The following is a 14,949-nucleotide window of genomic DNA, read 5'->3' as shown; positions in this document are numbered from 1 at the left end:
AATGACGTCTATTAAGGCAGGGTTGCAGCCTGAATGGCGGTGAGGGCGATGGTGTAGACGATGTCGTCCACCTGGGCACCGCGCGGCAGGTCGTTGACCGGCTTGCGCAAGCCTTGCAGCATCGGGCCCAGGCTTACGCAATCGGCACTGCGCTGCACAGCCTTGTAGGTGGTGTTGCCGGTGTTCAGGTCGGGGAACACGAACACGTTGGCGCGACCGGCCACGGGGCTGTCCGGCGCCAGTTGCCGGGCGACGTTCTCGTTGGCGGCGGCATCGTATTGCAACGGGCCGTCGATCAGCAGCCCGCGCTGGGTTTCCTGGGCCAGCAGGGTTGCCTCGCGGACCTTTTCCACTTCTTCGCCGCTGGCTGAGTTGCCGCTCGAATAGCTGATCATCGCCACCCGTGGCGAGAGGCCGAAGGCCACCGCCGAATCGGCGCTCTGCACGGCGATTTCCGCCAGCTCACGAGCCGTCGGGTGCGGGTTCATGATGCAGTCGCCGTAGACCAGCACCTGCTCGGGAAACAGCATGAAAAACACTGACGACACCAGGGTGCAACCCGGCGCCGTCTTGATCAGCTGCAAGGCCGGGCGGATGGTGTTGGCGGTGGAGTGCACCAGCCCCGACACCAGGCCATCCACCTCGTCGAGTGCCAGCATCATGGTGCCGATCACCACCGGGTCTTCCAGTTGCTGCTCGGCCATGGGCGCGTTGAGGTTTTTGGCGCGGCGCAGGTCGACCATCGGCGCCACGTAGCGCTCGCGGATTTCATCCGGGTCGAGAATCTCAAGGCCCGGGGGCAGTTCGATGCCCTGGGCGCGAGCGACGGCGTGCACCTCTTGCGGCTTGGCCAGCAACACGCAGCGGGCGATGCCACGGGCCTGGCAGATCGCCGCAGCCTGCACGGTCAAGGGCTCGGCGCCTTCGGGCAGGACGATGCGCTTGTTGGCGTTCTGTGCACGCTGAATCAACTGGTAACGGAAAACCGCAGGCGACAGGCGCATCTCACGCGGCGTGCCACAGCGCTGGTGCAGCCAGTTGGCGTCCAGATGGCTGGCGACGAAGTCGGTGATGATCTCCGCACGCTCGCGGTCATCGATGGGGATTTCCTTGTTCAACTGATTGAGCTGGTTGGCCGTGTCGTATGAGCCGGTGCTCACCGACAGCACCGGCAAGCCGGCCTGCAGCGCGCCGCGACACAACTCCATCAGGCGCGGATCGGGCAGGGTGTCGCTGGTCAGCAGCAGGCCGGCCAGTGGCACACCGTTCATGGTCGCCATGCTCACCGCCAGGATGATGTCGTCGCGATCCCCCGGCGTCACCACCAGTACGCCCGGCTTGAGCAACTGCAGGGTGTTGAGCACGGTGCGGGCGCAGATGATGATTTTCGACATGCGCCGCGTTTCATAATCACCCGCATTGATGACCTGGGCGCCCAGCAGCTCGGCCACGTCTCGGGTGCGCGGAGCGTTCAGGTCGGCCTGGAACGGGATGCAGCCCAGCAGGCGGAAATCACCGCTGCGCAGCAAGGGCGAATGCTCCTTGAGCCGTGCGGAGAAGGCTTCCATGCTCTCGTCGGTGCGCACCTTGTTGAGAATCACGCCGAGCACTTTCGGGTCCTTCGGGCCGCCGAACATCTGGGCCTGTAGCTCGACGCGACCGGAAAGCTCGGTCAGCACTTCATTCTCGGGCGCCGACACCAGGATCACCTCGGCATCCAGTGCCTTGGCCATGTGCAGGTTGACCCGTGCGGCGTAGCTGGCGCTGCGGGTGGGCACCATGCCTTCGACGATCAGCACGTCGCGGCCAACCGAAGCCTCCTGATAGAGGTTGATGATTTCTTCCAGCAACTCGTCGAGCTGGCCTTCACCGAGCATCCGTTCGACATGGCCCAGAGCCAGCGGCTTGGGCGGGCGCAGGCCATGGGTGCGGGCGACCAGTTCGGTCGAACGCTCAGGCCCCAGGTCGCCGGGATGCGGCTGGGCAATGGGTTTGAAAAAGCCGACTTTGAGTCCGGCGCGCTCCAGGGTTCTCACCAGCCCCAGGCTGATAGACGTCAAACCCACACCGAAGTCTGTGGGCGCGATAAAAAAAGTCTGCATGCGGGCTTCTCGAAAGTGAGCGTGCAATGGTCATGGCATCACGTTGTGCCGATGAACCGAAAAACCGGACGCTGTTCAGTCGCAGCGTCTCAACGGGGCACAAGGTTATCGTCAACTGCCCCCTGCGCGCACCAGCCGCAGCGAAAGGATTGACCTATTTTTTCCTGGCGCAGGCGGGCATCGAGCACCCACTCCCGTGACTGCCACGGAGGCTGGTGGCGCAGATGCTGGGTATGCCCGCACGAGAGCTCCACGATCCAGTGGCCGTCCTCGTCCTGACGAAAGCCGATAATGGTGGTGTCGCTCATAGGCAATGGGGTGTCGTGCAATCGGGGCCGTCCGTCTGAGTTGCGTTCGCTTTCGCGCGAGTGCTTGGTTAGACTTGTTCGCTCTTATCTCTATTTTGCAAAAGGTCTTGCCCCATGCCGATCGCCGCCAACAAGGCTGTCTCCATTGACTATACCCTGACCAACGACGCTGGTGAGGTCATCGACAGCTCCGCCGGCGGCGCGCCGCTGGTTTACCTGCAAGGTGCAGGCAACATCATTCCGGGTCTGGAAAAGGCACTGGAAGGCAAGGACGTCGGCGACGAGCTGAAGGTCTCCATCGAGCCTGAAGACGCCTACGGCGAATACTCTGCCGAACTGGTCAGCACCCTGAACCGCAGCATGTTCGAAGGCGTCGACGAGCTGGAAGTCGGCATGCAGTTCCACGCTTCCGCTCCGGACGGCCAGATGCAGATCGTCACCATCCGTGACCTGGACGGCGACGACGTGACTGTCGACGGCAACCACCCACTGGCCGGCCAGCGCCTGCACTTCCAGGTGAAGATCGTTGCCATTCGTGACGCAAGCCAGGAAGAAGTCGCCCACGGTCACGTGCATGGCGAAGGTGGCCATCACCACTGATTTGTCCTGCTAAGCTTCATTTAGCTGGCCAGGCGTCCTCGCGGGTCTTGTGAAAACCGTTCTTGTTTTCGCGACCTGACAGGGCGCCTTTTTCGGCCAATGGTCCTTAGGGGAGTTCGTCATGAGTATATTTCACGACCTGAAATTAAAAGCTCTGGATGGCCAGGAACTGCCTCTCGCGCCCCTGAAGGGCAAAGTGGTTCTGGTGGTCAACGTGGCCTCCAAATGTGGCCTCACGCCACAATATGCTGCGCTGGAAAACCTCTACCAGCAGTACAAGGACAAAGGCTTCAGCGTGCTGGGCTTGCCGTGCAACCAGTTCGCCGGGCAGGAGCCAGGTACCCAGGAAGAAATCCAGTCATTCTGCTCGCTCAACTACGGCGTGACCTTCCCGCTGGGCGACAAGCTTGAAGTCAACGGCCCTCACCGCCACAGGCTGTACCAGATGCTGGCCGGCGAAGGCGCCGAGTTTCCGGGGGACATCACCTGGAATTTCGAGAAGTTTCTGGTCGGGCAGGACGGCCGCGTGCTGGCTCGTTTCTCGCCACGTACCACGCCGGATGACCCAGCGGTGATTCAGGCGATTGAAAAAGCGCTGCATTGATCGTCGACACAATTCCCTGTAGGAGTGAGCTTGCTCGCGATTACGGTCTCAAGGACACCCTTGCAGTGTCTGATCTGACGTATCGCGAGCAAGCTCACTCCTACATGTACACGCTCTCTTCTTCTAAACCTTAATCACTCAAATCAATAGTGCTTTGCATCGTGTCATCCTCGGCTCATTCTGTATTATCTCAATAATATTTTCTTAGCCGAGGACGCTTGCATGCCAGTCAAAGCCTTGTTCAAACCGTTCCACATGGGCAGCCTGGAGTTGCCGACGCGCGTGGTGATGGCGCCGATGACTCGTTCGTTCTCCCCGGGCGGCGTTCCCAATGCTGGCGTTATCGAGTACTACCGTCGCCGTGCAGCCGCAGGCGTAGGGCTGATCATCACTGAAGGCACCACAGTCGGGCACAAGGCCTCCAACGGCTACCCTAACGTGCCGCAATTCTTCGGCGAGGCAGCGCTGGCCGGCTGGAAGAAAGTGGTCGAGGCGGTTCATGCTGAAGGCGGCAAGATCGTCCCGCAACTCTGGCACGTGGGTGCTGTGCGCCGGCTGGGCACCGAGCCCGACGGCACGGTTCCGGCCTATGGCCCGACTGAAAAACTCAAGGACGGCAACGTCGTCGTCCACGGCATGAGCAAGCAGGACATCGCTGAAGTCATCGCCGCCTTCGCCCAGGCTGCCAAAGACGCGCAGGACATCGGCATGGACGGCGTGGAAATCCATGGCGCCCACGGTTACATCGTCGACCAGTTCTTCTGGGAAGGCACTAACCAGCGCACCGATGAGTACGGCGGCGACCTTGCCCAGCGTTCGCGCTTCGCCATCGAGCTGATCAAGGCTGTGCGCGCCGCGGTCGGCCCTGAATTTCCGATTATCTTCCGCTACTCCCAATGGAAGCAGCAGGACTACACGGCACGCCTGGTGCAGACCCCGGAAGCGCTGGGGGCATTCCTCAAGCCACTGTCTGACGCAGGCGTGGACATTTTCCACTGCTCGACACGGCGTTTCTGGGAGCCTGAGTTCGAAGGTTCCGACCTGAACCTGGCTGGCTGGACCCGCAAACTCACCGGCAAGCCGACCATTACTGTGGGCAGCGTAGGGCTCGATGGCGAGTTTCTGCAGTTCATGGTCAAGACCGACAAGGTCGCCCAGCCTGCAAGCCTTGAGAACCTGCTCAAACGTCTGGGGGAAGAGGAGTTCGATCTGGTGGCGGTGGGGCGTGCCCTGCTGGTAGATCCGGACTGGGCGGTGAAAGTGCGTGACGGTCGCGAGGAAGACATCCTGCCGTTCAGCCGCGATGCCTTGGGCAAGCTTGAGTAACCCGTAAATGCGCTCATGGCGGTCAAGGTTTACAGGTATGTACCTGAGGCCGAGCCGCCAGAACTCTGTGGGAGCGGGCTTGCCCGCGAATGGGTCAGACCTGATGCAGCGAGGGTGGCTTACCACCGCCTTCGCGGGCTAGCCCGCTCCCACAAAAGCTTATTCCACATTCCGGTTTGCCGGGCTCAAACGCCCAGTATCACCCCATCGCGCGTCTCGCTCGCGTGGCGCAGATAACCCTCGAATGCATCGATGATGCCTGCCCAGCCCTGGCGGCTGGCGTGTTGCCGAGCGTTCAAACGAACTCGGCGCAGGTTTTCTTCGTCTTCGAGCATCCAGCACGCCGCGTCGATAAACCCTTCCTCATCTCCAGGCATCGCCAGCGCGCCGTTGTGGCCATGGCGGATGTGCTGCGCCGCTGCGGCCTCGTCGTAGGCCACCACCCCCAACCCCGAGGCGAGGGCTTCGAGCACCACGTTGCCGAAGGTTTCCGTCAGGCTGGGGAACAGGAACAGATCGCCCGACGCATAGTGCGCCGCCAGCGCCTCACCACGCTGTGTGCCACAGAAGATGGCATCGGGAAGTTGCTGCTCCAGCGGTGCACGCATGGGGCCGTCGCCGACGATCACCAATTTGAGCTTCTTGTCGGGATAGGCATCGACCAGCTTCTCGAAGCTGTTCTTGAGCAGCCCCAGGTTCTTCTCCTGCGCCAGGCGCCCGACGTGCACCACCGCCGTGTCACCCGGTTCGAGGCCCCAGGCTTCACGCAGAAAATTCGAACGCTTCGAAGGGTGAAACAACTGGCAATCCACCCCCCGCGACAGCAACTCCAGGCGCTCGAAACCGCGCCGTTCAAGCTCGGTCTTCTGGCTGACACTCGGCACCAGCGTGGCGTTGGAACGGTTGTGAAACCAGCGCAGGTAACTGGTCAGGATCCGCGTAATGAACCCCAGCCCGTACGTGCGCGTGTATTGCTGAAAGTTGGTGTGAAAGCCACTGACAATCGCAATGCGCAACCGCCGGGCCGCACGCAACGCTGACAACCCCAGCGGGCCCTCGGTAGCGATGTACAGCACGTCAGGCCGGTTACGCTGCCAGCGTCGCAACAGCTTGTGCATCGACGACTGCCCCCACTGCAACCCCGGATACCCCGGAATCGGCCAGCCGCGACACAACATCAGATCCTCCCCCGCAGCCCGCAACTCGTCGTCACTCTGACGCGGCCGAATCACCTCGACCCGATGCCCACGGGTGCGCAAACCATCGCACAGCCGGCTCAATGTGTTGGCCACACCGTTGATTTCAGGCGCGTAGGTTTCGGTGATCAGGGTAATGCGCAGGGATTTACTCATGACAGCAAGTTTCAGAGGCCTGCGTTGCGCTTGTGTGGCGGTTGAATGATGGATTTGTGACGGCGGTCGGGTGGCGGGCGAATCTGTTATGGATCCGCCCGCGACCGGCTGATCATGCAGCCGGCTTCAAATCCCGTTTCCTGTCACAAACGGCACGATCCGCGACTTGCCCACTTTTTCCAGCGCAGACGCTTGCGGGATGTAATGGGTCTGGACCGGGTTGAGGCTGACCAGTTCCAGGTGCGAACGCGGCTTCACCTGCCTTGAGAGGCTGGCCGGTTCCGGCTGGAGGGTTCTGGACGATACCTTTTCCACGGCGTCGGCCAGTGCCTGCATGAATTTGGGTGCATTGGGCTCGGGTTTGGGCTTTTGCTTGAGCAGTGTGGATGTGGGCGGGTTGGACGGGTTTACTCTGTTGGATTCCATGGACATGACACCCCCGATAAGGAAAGCGCCCGAAGTGGGCCTGTCCATCGTTGAACAGGTCGTTTGTGGGATGTATGGAAGAGTGTTGTAGGACTGTTCTTGATTTTTCTGATGGTGATTAAAAGCACGTTTTCGCCGCTAGGATGCTCGACACTCAACTCACCGAGGGAACGATGTGTCTGACGTCTTTTATACGCCGCCTGCTGCAAGCCTGACGGATCCACCCAAGAAGGGTGCGCCGTTTTTTATCGTGTCGCCCGACAAGCTGACCATCATGTTGATCGTCACCTCGGGCCTGTACGGCATCTATTGGTGCTTCAAGAACTGGTCGGCTTACAAGGCGCATTCCGGAAGGTCGATATGGCCAGTTGCGCGTACGCTATTCGGGCTTTTCTATCTGCCTTCGCTTTTCTACAAGGTCGACGGGCTGCTCAAGGCTCAAGGCAAGGGCGCAATGCCCTACTGGGCTGCTTCTGGTGCGGGGATGATTTTGCTCGCGTCCGTGCCTCACACCATCGGGTTCATGAAGGGGTTGATCCAGGCGCTGCGCGGGGAGCCTTTCACGGGTTTTGGCGTCATTACCCTGGTCAGGATGTCCGTTGTACCGCTGCTGCTGCAGTGCCTGATCGTGCGCAGGGTACAGACTTTCATGAACCAGCTGGATGACCACCCAGACGGTCTTCGCAACAGCGGGTTTACGGTCTCGAACAAACTGTGGATGTTCATCGGAGTCATCTATTGGGGTGTCGGGCTTTCCATCGCAATCGACATGAACTCAGCCCGTCAATAGATCAAGACGAGGGCCCCATCAGAGGCCCTCTTTCCGTCAGCTCGGCTGCGATACCAGAGTTTCAGCCCCACGCTCCCTCACCCAGAACAACGTCGCCCCCGCCACCGCTGCCGGCATCATCAGGATGTTGACCACCGGGATCAGCAGCACCAGATAGACGATGCCGCCGAAGCTCATGCTCTGCCAGCGTTTGGCGCGCAGCCAGGCGAGCATGTCTTGCCAGCTCATCTTGTGGTTGTCGGCGGGGTAGTCGATGTACTGGATGGCCATCATCCACACGCCGAACAGCAGCCACAGTGGCGCGGCGATGATGTTCACCACCGGGATCCACGAGAGGATGAACAGCCCGATGGCGCGGGGCAGGAAGTAGCCCAGTTTGCGCATCTCCCGGCCGAAGGTGCGCGGGACCATCGCCACCAGTTCACCCCAGCTGAAGGCCGGGAAGTCGTCGGTGCCACGCACGACCACCTCGACCTTTTCCGCGAGAAAGCCGTTGAACGGCGCGGCAATGACGTTGGCGATCATGGTGAAGGTGAAGAACACCATGAGCACCACCAGCACCACGAAAAGGGGCCATAGGATGTAGTTCAGGAAGCTCAGCCAGCTGGGCAGCGTGGGCATGAACGAATCGACCCACAGGCTGAACTCGTGGCCGGCAAAGTAGATGAGCGCGCTGAACAGCACCAGGTTGATGGTCAGCGGCAGCAGCACGAACAGGCGCAGGCTCGGGCTTAGAACCAGTTTCAAGCCTTCACGCAGGTATTGCGGGCCGGAAAGGGCGGGTGCGGGCATAAGGGCCTCCGAGTGTTGAAGTCGCGCCGACCTTACCGGCTTTGCGTCGGGCGCGGAAGCTGGATCAGCGCGGCGACATTCGCCGAAACAATCTGCTGGGGATAAAGTCTATCCACAAGGCTTGCGACACGCTTTGTCGGAATAGGTGCTGTCTATGAACTGGATTGTGAATCGATATTTCCTTAATCTTCCCCGCCCCGATAAGCTTGCGGGCAACTTTTAGACCTATTCCCATTCACTTTGAACCTCGAAGGAGTCGTAATGAGCGTTCTGGTAAACAAACAAGCCCCTGATTTCACCGCAGCGGCAGTCCTGGGTGACGGTTCGATCGTCGACAGCTTCCAGCTGTCTTCCCTGCGTGGCAAATACGTCGTGCTGTTCTTCTGGCCTCTGGACTTCACGTTCGTATGCCCGTCGGAAATCATCGCGCACGACAACCGCATCGCTAAATTCCGCGACCTGGGCGTAGAAGTGGTCGGCGTTTCCGTCGACTCGCACTTCACCCACGCCGCATGGCGCAACACCCCGGTTGAAAAGGGCGGCATTGGCCCGGTCCAGTTCACCATGGTTGCCGACATCAAGCACGAGATCACTCGCGCTTACGGTATCGAACACGAAGACGGCGTTGCGCTGCGCGGTTCGTTCCTGATCGACCAGAATGGCGTGGTTCAGCACCAGGTCGTGAACAACCTGCCGCTGGGTCGCGACGTAGACGACATGGTGCGTCTGGTCGAAGCCCTGCAGTTCACCGAACAGCACGGCGAAGTCTGCCCTGCTGGCTGGCGTCCGGGCCAGAAAGGCATGAAGGCTGACGCTTCGGGCGTTGCCGACTACCTGGCTGAAAACGCCAAGAGCCTGTAATACCCTTGCTGCGGTGTGAGCCGCAGCATCCAGATTTTTCAGGAAGGGGCACGAGCCAATGCGAGCCGTGCTCCGTCCCTAATAGATGCACCGGTTCGCCGGTTCGAAAACTGTAACTCCGACCACAGGTAAACGTTGGCCGGTCAATAGGAGTGTGTCATGTCCGATGTACGTCATTCCCGAGTGATTATTCTCGGCTCCGGCCCTGCCGGTTACAGCGCTGCGGTCTATGCGGCACGCGCCAACCTCAAACCGCTGCTGATCACCGGCATGCAGGCTGGCGGTCAGCTGACCACCACCACCGAAGTCGACAACTGGCCGGGCGACCCCCATGGCCTGACTGGCCCGGTGCTGATGGAGCGCATGCGCGAGCACGCCGAGCGTTTCGAGACCGAGATCATTTTCGACCACATCAATGCGGTCGACCTGGCCGGCAAGCCGTTCAGCCTCAAGGGCGACAGCGGCACCTACACCTGTGACGCGCTGATCATCGCGACCGGCGCCAGTGCTCGTTACCTGGGCCTGCCGTCCGAAGAAGCGTTCATGGGCAAGGGTGTTTCGGCCTGTGCGACCTGCGACGGTTTCTTCTACCGCAACAAGCCAGTGGCTGTGGTCGGTGGCGGTAACACCGCTGTGGAAGAGGCGCTGTACCTGGCCAACATCGCCAGCAAAGTGACCCTGGTCCACCGTCGCGACACGTTCCGCGCCGAGAAGATCCTGATCGACAAGCTGCACGCACGTGTGGCCGAAGGCAAGATCGAGCTCAAGCTGAACTCGAACCTGGACGAAGTGCTGGGCGACAACATGGGTGTCACCGGTGCACGCCTGAAGAACAACGATGGCAGCTTCTCGGAGCTGAAAGTCGATGGCGTGTTCATCGCCATCGGCCACACGCCGAACACCTCGCTGTTCGAAGGCCAGCTCGCGCTGAAAGATGGCTACATGGTCGTCAATGGTGGCCGTGAAGGCAATGCGACTGCCACCAGTGTCGAGGGTGTGTTTGCCGCAGGCGACGTGGCTGACCACGTGTATCGCCAGGCGATCACCTCCGCCGGCGCAGGTTGCATGGCGGCACTGGATGTCGAGCGTTACCTGGACGGTCTGGCGAACGCCTCGTTCTGATTGTCTGCTGCAAACAAAAAAACCGGCTCATTGAGCCGGTTTTTTTTGTGTTCGCAGTGTAGGAGCGGGCTTGGTCTGGGCCGCATTCGGACGATGGCGTCCTCGAGATCGCTCCCGCCGGCAAGCCGTGCTGCTACGGGGTGGTGTTGATCCTGTAGGAGTGAGCTTGCTCGCGATGGCGCCCTCAAGATCGCTCCCGCCGGCAAGCCGTGCTGCTACGGGGCGGTATTGATCCTGTAGGAGCGCGCTTGCCCGCGATGGCTGTGTGTCAATCGCATCAATGTTTCTGACCCACCGCAATCGCGGGCAAGCGCGCTCCTACAATGGGTGTTACACCTTGCGTTTGAGTGGTTCGCCTGAAAACTTCACGCCGGCCAAACCGTGGGCTATCAGTGCGCGGATGTTGCCGTGGTCGCTGCCTTCGGGGGTTGCGACGACGGAGCGGTAGTGCTCGCCGAACGCCAGCAGCGCTTCTTCATCGCTCAAGCCTTCCAGCACGGCCAGGCCCAGGGTCTTGCACGAACCTTCGTTCTGGCCTGCGGCGTTTTCCACCGGGCCGTTGCTGAACGCTTGCGGCTGGTAGTCGTAATGCTCGGCCACAAATGCCAGGGTGTCGGCAAAAACGTGCTCGCCGGATGCGAGGCTCATGCGCAGGGTGTTCAGGTCAGTCATGCTTCTTTTCCTTGGCAAACGCCGCTTGCTGCTCGGCGCTGGCTTCTTTCTGATAAAGGGATTTCCACTCGCTGTACGGCATGCCGTAAACCACTTCGCGGGCGTCATCCAGGCTGATGTCGATCTGCTTCTCGTCGGCAGCGGCCTTGTACCATTTGGACAGGCAGTTGCGGCAGAAACCGGAAAGGTTCATCAGGTCGATGTTCTGCACGTCCTTGCGGCTGTCCAGGTGCGCGACCAGACGGCGGAAGGCGGCGGCTTCGAGTTCGAGGCGTTGTTGCTCGGTCATGGCGGGCTCACGTGTAAAGTATTGATGCGAATTTTAACGGCGCCTAGCGCTCGGCGGCCAGGGTGATCGACACCGACTCGGCAAAGCGCAGGGCGTGGGGCTTGTCGACTTCCACCTCGGCATAGCGAACCGGCTCATGGCTCATCACCAGGTCCAGCACCTCTTGGGTCAGGCGTTCGAGCAGCGCAAAGCGGTTGCTCTCGACGTGCTGAATGATCGCCTTGGTGATGGTGCGGTAGTTGAGCGCGTGGTCGATGTCGTTGTCGCGCACCGCCTCCTGGGCCGCGTACAGAATCGTCAGGTTGATCAGGACGTCCTGCTTGTTGAGGATTTCGTCTTCGTTGATGCCGATGTAGGTGCGCAGGCACAGGTCCTTGACGCGGATGCGTGCGGTGCCGGGTTCGAGTCTGGCCATGGCTTACTTGCTCCGTCCGATCAGTTGCAGGAATTCCATCCGTGTCGTGTTCGACTCGCGAAATGCACCCAGCATCACCGAGGTGTTCATGGTCGAGTTCTGTTTCTCGACGCCGCGCATCATCATGCACATGTGCTGCGCTTCGATGACCACCGCCACGCCCGCGGCATTGGTCACGCTCTGTACCGCATCGGCGATCTGCCGGGTCAGGTTTTCCTGGATTTGCAGGCGGCGGGCGTACATGTCCACGATCCGCGCGATCTTCGACAGGCCAAGTACCTTGCCGGTGGGAATGTAGGCGACATGCGCCTTGCCAATGAACGGCAACAGGTGGTGCTCGCACAGCGAATACAGCTCGATGTCCTTGACGATCACCATCTCGTCGTTGTCGGAGGCGAACAGCGCACCGTTGACGATTTCTTCCAGGGTCTGTTCGTAGCCGTGACACAGGTACTGCATGGCCTTGGCCGCGCGCTTGGGGGTATCCAGCAGGCCTTCGCGTTGTGGGTCTTCGCCCAGTCCGACCAGGATTTCACGATAGTGCTCAGGCAGTGACAGTGTCATCAAAGGGTTCCTCGGGGCGGCTTACTTGACGTGCCGTCCACCGTTTACGGTCATTGTGGTGCCGGTGACGTACGGGCTGTCCAGCAGATAGCGCAGGCTCTGGTAGATCACCTCGGCACCGGGTTCGATGCCCAGTGCCGACTTGGCCAGGGTTTGCGCGCGGTAATGCGCGTCGTCGTCGGGTTGGAATATCAGCATGGCCGGAGCGATGCCGTTGACCTTGATATGTGGAGCGAACTTCGCCGCGAACGACAGCGTCAGGTTCTCCATGCCGGCCTTGGTGGCGCAGTAGGCCAGGTGCTTGCTGCTGCCTTTGCGCGTCACGTCGTCACTGATGTGAATGATGTCCGCAGGTGTCGAGCGTTGCAGCAGCTCGGCGCAATGCAGGTTGATCAGGTACGGCGCGAGCATGTGCACATTGAACATGCTCAGGAATGCATCGCCCTGATCGCCCGGGGTTTCGGCCAGCCATTCGGAAGCGTTGTGCACAATGGCGCGCAGGCGGTCGGTCGTGTCCTTGAGGCGGGCGATGAAGGCCATCACTGACTCCTGGGACGAAAAGTCGGCCTGCATCGCAATCGCCCCCAGATCCCTGAGCCGCTGCACGCCGGGGCGCTCGGTGCGGTAGCTGAAGATCACCGGTTGACCGTCTGCCAGCAACCGCTCTGCACAATGCAGCCCGACGCGCTGGCCGGCGCCAGTAATCAGGACAGGGGCGGGAGAGGAGGTCATGGTAGCTCGCGCAGTGATCGGGGAGGGCAGGTAAGCGACAGGCACCGATTGCTTTCATTGCGCCATCAAAGAGCGACCGTCTGGAGGCAAAGTTAACGCAATGGTCACAGCTGTACAACCTGCTCACACCTGCCGTTGTAGCAGCACGGCTTGCCGGCGGGGGCGACCGTGAGTACGCCACGCCGGCAAGCCGTGCTGCTACGGGGGGCTAACGTGTGGAAACTGGCGCAACCGGTGTGCGCGGCTCGCTGTTGAGCCACCCGGACAGCAGGTACGTGGAAAGCGGAATGAACCAGAACACCATCAGCGGGGTAAGGATCAGCGTGCTGATCATGATTCGCGGCACCAGATCGAACTGCGCCAGCAGCGGGCCGAGCACGAAGTTGAAGATCAATGAAACCGGAAAGAACGCCAGCCAGATTGCCACTGCCTGTTTCCAGCGGGGCGGGCGCTGACCGACGGCGCCGAACCAGCCGTCCATGCCGCGCACGCGATGGGTGGAGTTCTTGGCGAACAGCCCGCTGCCACGCACCAACCAGGAGCGTCTGGAGGCAGAATGCTCCCAAGCGTGCATGGTGGCTTCATCGGCGAAGCGGAATATGATCTGGAATTCGTCGTCTCCCGGAGGCGGTGCGAGCACGCCTGAGCCCAGGTAGCCGGGAAAGTCGGTGGCCAGTTGTTCGCCTTCGCGCAGCCAGTTCATCATCTCCTGGTACTGGCCATGGGCGACGCGACGGGCAACCATCAGCGTGACGGGTGAGGTAGACATTGTGTATCTCCAATAAGACGAGTGAGATTCCCGGGTGGGGGAAGTCACAGGCGCGGCGCCGGGGTGGTGGCGTCGCGTCAGCTTCATCTGGAAGCAAGCAAGGATTATTCCTGATTTCATGTTTCATTTCAGAACTTCCGCAGAGGCGGAGACGATCCCCGGTCGGGCGGGATGTACAATTGGCGCTTCTCTATTGACGTCGCGACAGGTACCCACATGGCTCACTCGCTCGATACCCCGTCGACTCCTGAGGGGCCTTCCGCCGATCAACTGCTTCCGATTCGAGAAGTGTCGCGTATCACGGGGGTCAACCCGATCACCCTGCGCGCCTGGGAGCGCCGCTACGGCCTGATTGCACCGACGCGCACCGAGGGCGGTCACCGGCTGTACTCCGAGGAGGACGTCGACACGATCCAGCGCATCACCGGCTGGATCGAACGGGGCGTGGCAGTGAGCAAGGTTGGCAGGATTCTGGCCGCTACCCGCACCCAGGACGCCCGCGCGCGAGGTCCGCGCAGTGTCATCGACACTGGCGGCCAGCGCGTCTGGCAGGACCGGCTGCGTCAGGCCGCGTCGTCGTTCGATGAGCCCTTGCTGGATCAACTGGTCGATGGCGTGTTCGCCGTTTACCCCGTGCCGGTCGCCTACGAGAACGTGTTGATGCCGGTGTGGCGTGATTTCGCCGCGCGCAAGGAGTCATACGGCCAGATCAGCGAATGGCTGTTTTTCGACGGCTTCCTGCGCCTGCGTACACTGCGGCTTTTGCAACGGGATGGTGGCGCACGCGAGCGACACGTGCTGCTGGCATCGATTCCGGGCATGTGCCGCGAGCTTGAACTGTCGGTCGCGGCCTTGCTGATGACGACGCCACACACGCGGATCACAGTCTTGTCTCCCGACCAGCCGCTGGAGGAACTGAGTTTGGTCTGCAGCCGGATTCGCCCCGATGCGCTGGTGCTGTTTTCCAACCACAAACCCCACGGTTATCAACCCAGACGCCTGCTCAAGCTCGGCCTGGGGTTGAGTTGCCCGATGGTGATGGCAGGGGAAATGGCCGACATGGTGCAGGACGACATCAAAGACACGCCGATCGGTTGCCTGGGCAGCGACGGTGCCGTGATGCGCGAGCGTTTGCAGCGGTTTCTGGAGGGCAGACTCGATACGTAGCAGCACGGCTTGCCGGCGGGGGCGTCCGTACAATCGCCCCCGCCGGCAAGCCAGATCG

17 protein-coding genes and 1 pseudogene are annotated in these 14,949 nt (G+C 61.1%); 7 read left to right on the top strand and 11 right to left on the bottom strand.

Features of this window, described 5'->3' with window-relative positions; genetic code table 11:
* Positions 1-11: 11 nt before the first annotated feature.
* Both pta and NPS29_RS11485 read right to left on the bottom strand, forming a co-directional pair.
* Entirely contained in the window at positions 12-2,102 is a 2,091-nt protein-coding gene (pta, locus tag NPS29_RS11490) for a phosphate acetyltransferase (RefSeq protein ID WP_274132659.1), read from the bottom strand.
* A gap of 89 nt (positions 2,103-2,191) precedes the next feature.
* Positions 2,192-2,526, bottom strand: a pseudogene (locus tag NPS29_RS11485) (DUF3565 domain-containing protein).
* Here NPS29_RS11485 and NPS29_RS11480 point away from each other — a divergent pair.
* The 3 genes from NPS29_RS11480 to NPS29_RS11470 all read left to right on the top strand — a co-directional run bounded on the left by NPS29_RS11480 (position 2,525) and on the right by NPS29_RS11470 (position 4,940).
* On the top strand, positions 2,525-3,010 hold the full coding sequence (locus tag NPS29_RS11480) for an FKBP-type peptidyl-prolyl cis-trans isomerase (protein ID WP_274132658.1): 486 nt from the start codon (positions 2,525-2,527) through the stop codon (positions 3,008-3,010). The pseudogene NPS29_RS11485 and the gene NPS29_RS11480 sit on opposite strands and share 2 nt — an antisense overlap.
* A gap of 121 nt (positions 3,011-3,131) precedes the next feature.
* On the top strand, positions 3,132-3,614 hold the full coding sequence (locus tag NPS29_RS11475; RefSeq protein ID WP_274132657.1) for a glutathione peroxidase: 483 nt from the start codon (positions 3,132-3,134) through the stop codon (positions 3,612-3,614).
* A 222-nt stretch (positions 3,615-3,836) separates the two neighbouring features.
* Entirely contained in the window at positions 3,837-4,940 is a 1,104-nt protein-coding gene (locus tag NPS29_RS11470; protein WP_274132656.1) for an NADH:flavin oxidoreductase, read from the top strand.
* Positions 4,941-5,125: 185 nt separating this feature from the next.
* On the opposite strand, the gene NPS29_RS11465 is transcribed toward NPS29_RS11470, so the two are convergent.
* Positions 5,126-6,292 (bottom strand): glycosyltransferase family 4 protein, encoded by a 1,167-nt coding sequence (locus tag NPS29_RS11465; protein ID WP_274132655.1) that lies wholly within the window; start codon positions 6,290-6,292, stop codon positions 5,126-5,128.
* A gap of 126 nt (positions 6,293-6,418) precedes the next feature.
* A complete protein-coding gene (locus NPS29_RS11460; protein ID WP_274132654.1) occupies positions 6,419-6,718 on the bottom strand; it encodes a hypothetical protein in 300 nt (99 codons plus the stop codon).
* Positions 6,719-6,893: 175 nt separating this feature from the next.
* Here NPS29_RS11460 and NPS29_RS11455 point away from each other — a divergent pair, with 175 nt between their 5' ends.
* Positions 6,894-7,508, top strand: a complete 615-nt coding sequence (locus NPS29_RS11455; protein WP_274132653.1) for a hypothetical protein — start codon at positions 6,894-6,896, stop codon at positions 7,506-7,508.
* A gap of 36 nt (positions 7,509-7,544) precedes the next feature.
* Here NPS29_RS11455 and cysZ read toward each other — a convergent pair whose 3' ends face one another.
* Positions 7,545-8,300: a sulfate transporter CysZ gene (gene cysZ, locus NPS29_RS11450; RefSeq protein WP_274132652.1), complete on the bottom strand. Its 756-nt coding sequence runs from the start codon at positions 8,298-8,300 to the stop codon at positions 7,545-7,547.
* Positions 8,301-8,561: 261 nt separating this feature from the next.
* Here cysZ and NPS29_RS11445 point away from each other — a divergent pair, with 261 nt between their 5' ends.
* Both NPS29_RS11445 and trxB read left to right on the top strand, forming a co-directional pair.
* Positions 8,562-9,161, top strand: a complete 600-nt coding sequence (locus NPS29_RS11445; protein WP_274132651.1) for a peroxiredoxin — start codon at positions 8,562-8,564, stop codon at positions 9,159-9,161.
* A 159-nt stretch (positions 9,162-9,320) separates the two neighbouring features.
* Entirely contained in the window at positions 9,321-10,283 is a 963-nt protein-coding gene (gene trxB / locus NPS29_RS11440; RefSeq protein WP_274132650.1) for a thioredoxin-disulfide reductase, read from the top strand.
* A gap of 330 nt (positions 10,284-10,613) precedes the next feature.
* On the opposite strand, the gene NPS29_RS11435 is transcribed toward trxB, so the two are convergent.
* The 6 genes from NPS29_RS11435 to NPS29_RS11410 all read right to left on the bottom strand — a co-directional run bounded on the left by NPS29_RS11435 (position 10,614) and on the right by NPS29_RS11410 (position 13,724).
* The gene (locus NPS29_RS11435; protein WP_274132649.1) at positions 10,614-10,955 is read right to left on the bottom strand and encodes a HopJ type III effector protein; all 342 of its coding nucleotides are present in this window, start codon (positions 10,953-10,955) and stop codon (positions 10,614-10,616) included.
* Entirely contained in the window at positions 10,948-11,244 is a 297-nt protein-coding gene (locus NPS29_RS11430) for a DUF1244 domain-containing protein (RefSeq protein WP_274132648.1), read from the bottom strand. Before NPS29_RS11430 ends, NPS29_RS11435 begins: the two co-directional genes overlap by 8 nt.
* 43 nt (positions 11,245-11,287) lie before the next feature.
* Complete coding sequence (folX, locus tag NPS29_RS11425) at positions 11,288-11,659, bottom strand: dihydroneopterin triphosphate 2'-epimerase (RefSeq protein WP_274132647.1); 372 nt, start codon at positions 11,657-11,659, stop codon at positions 11,288-11,290.
* Positions 11,660-11,662: 3 nt separating this feature from the next.
* Positions 11,663-12,223 carry a GTP cyclohydrolase I FolE gene (gene folE, locus NPS29_RS11420; protein ID WP_274132646.1) on the bottom strand — a complete coding sequence of 187 codons (561 nt, stop codon included), beginning with the start codon at positions 12,221-12,223 and terminating at the stop codon, positions 11,663-11,665.
* Positions 12,224-12,244: 21 nt separating this feature from the next.
* Positions 12,245-12,955, bottom strand: coding sequence for a dihydromonapterin reductase (gene folM / locus NPS29_RS11415; RefSeq protein WP_274132645.1), 711 nt, complete (start codon positions 12,953-12,955; stop codon positions 12,245-12,247).
* A 208-nt stretch (positions 12,956-13,163) separates the two neighbouring features.
* Positions 13,164-13,724: an antibiotic biosynthesis monooxygenase gene (locus NPS29_RS11410; RefSeq protein WP_274132644.1), complete on the bottom strand. Its 561-nt coding sequence runs from the start codon at positions 13,722-13,724 to the stop codon at positions 13,164-13,166.
* A 216-nt stretch (positions 13,725-13,940) separates the two neighbouring features.
* On the opposite strand from NPS29_RS11410, the gene NPS29_RS11405 reads away from it, so the two are divergent.
* Positions 13,941-14,891 carry a MerR family transcriptional regulator gene (locus NPS29_RS11405; RefSeq protein ID WP_274132643.1) on the top strand — a complete coding sequence of 317 codons (951 nt, stop codon included), beginning with the start codon at positions 13,941-13,943 and terminating at the stop codon, positions 14,889-14,891.
* Positions 14,892-14,949 lie beyond the last annotated feature (58 nt).

Origin of the sequence: Pseudomonas putida, from assembly GCF_028682175.1 — a bacterium.
Classification (GTDB): domain Bacteria; phylum Pseudomonadota; class Gammaproteobacteria; order Pseudomonadales; family Pseudomonadaceae; genus Aquipseudomonas; species Aquipseudomonas putida_AD.
Note: the sequence above shows the minus strand (reverse complement) of the source record. Positions and strands in the feature narration are given on the sequence as shown.

Excerpts from the sequence above, each read along its gene's own strand:
- pta (WP_274132659.1), bottom strand. The coding sequence starts at position 2,102 with ATGCAGACTTTTTTTATCGCGCCCACAGACTTCGGTGTGGGTTTGACG.
- NPS29_RS11480 (WP_274132658.1), top strand. The coding sequence starts at position 2,525 with ATGCCGATCGCCGCCAACAAGGCTGTCTCCATTGACTATACCCTGACC.
- NPS29_RS11475 (WP_274132657.1), top strand. The coding sequence starts at position 3,132 with ATGAGTATATTTCACGACCTGAAATTAAAAGCTCTGGATGGCCAGGAA.
- NPS29_RS11470 (WP_274132656.1), top strand. The coding sequence starts at position 3,837 with ATGCCAGTCAAAGCCTTGTTCAAACCGTTCCACATGGGCAGCCTGGAG.
- NPS29_RS11465 (WP_274132655.1), bottom strand. The coding sequence starts at position 6,292 with ATGAGTAAATCCCTGCGCATTACCCTGATCACCGAAACCTACGCGCCT.
- NPS29_RS11460 (WP_274132654.1), bottom strand. The coding sequence starts at position 6,718 with ATGGAATCCAACAGAGTAAACCCGTCCAACCCGCCCACATCCACACTG.
- cysZ (WP_274132652.1), bottom strand. The coding sequence starts at position 8,300 with ATGCCCGCACCCGCCCTTTCCGGCCCGCAATACCTGCGTGAAGGCTTG.
- NPS29_RS11445 (WP_274132651.1), top strand. The coding sequence starts at position 8,562 with ATGAGCGTTCTGGTAAACAAACAAGCCCCTGATTTCACCGCAGCGGCA.
- trxB (WP_274132650.1), top strand. The coding sequence starts at position 9,321 with ATGTCCGATGTACGTCATTCCCGAGTGATTATTCTCGGCTCCGGCCCT.
- NPS29_RS11435 (WP_274132649.1), bottom strand. The coding sequence starts at position 10,955 with ATGACTGACCTGAACACCCTGCGCATGAGCCTCGCATCCGGCGAGCAC.
- NPS29_RS11430 (WP_274132648.1), bottom strand. The coding sequence starts at position 11,244 with ATGACCGAGCAACAACGCCTCGAACTCGAAGCCGCCGCCTTCCGCCGT.
- folX (WP_274132647.1), bottom strand. The coding sequence starts at position 11,659 with ATGGCCAGACTCGAACCCGGCACCGCACGCATCCGCGTCAAGGACCTG.
- folE (WP_274132646.1), bottom strand. The coding sequence starts at position 12,223 with ATGACACTGTCACTGCCTGAGCACTATCGTGAAATCCTGGTCGGACTG.
- folM (WP_274132645.1), bottom strand. The coding sequence starts at position 12,955 with ATGACCTCCTCTCCCGCCCCTGTCCTGATTACTGGCGCCGGCCAGCGC.
- NPS29_RS11410 (WP_274132644.1), bottom strand. The coding sequence starts at position 13,724 with ATGTCTACCTCACCCGTCACGCTGATGGTTGCCCGTCGCGTCGCCCAT.
- NPS29_RS11405 (WP_274132643.1), top strand. The coding sequence starts at position 13,941 with ATGGCTCACTCGCTCGATACCCCGTCGACTCCTGAGGGGCCTTCCGCC.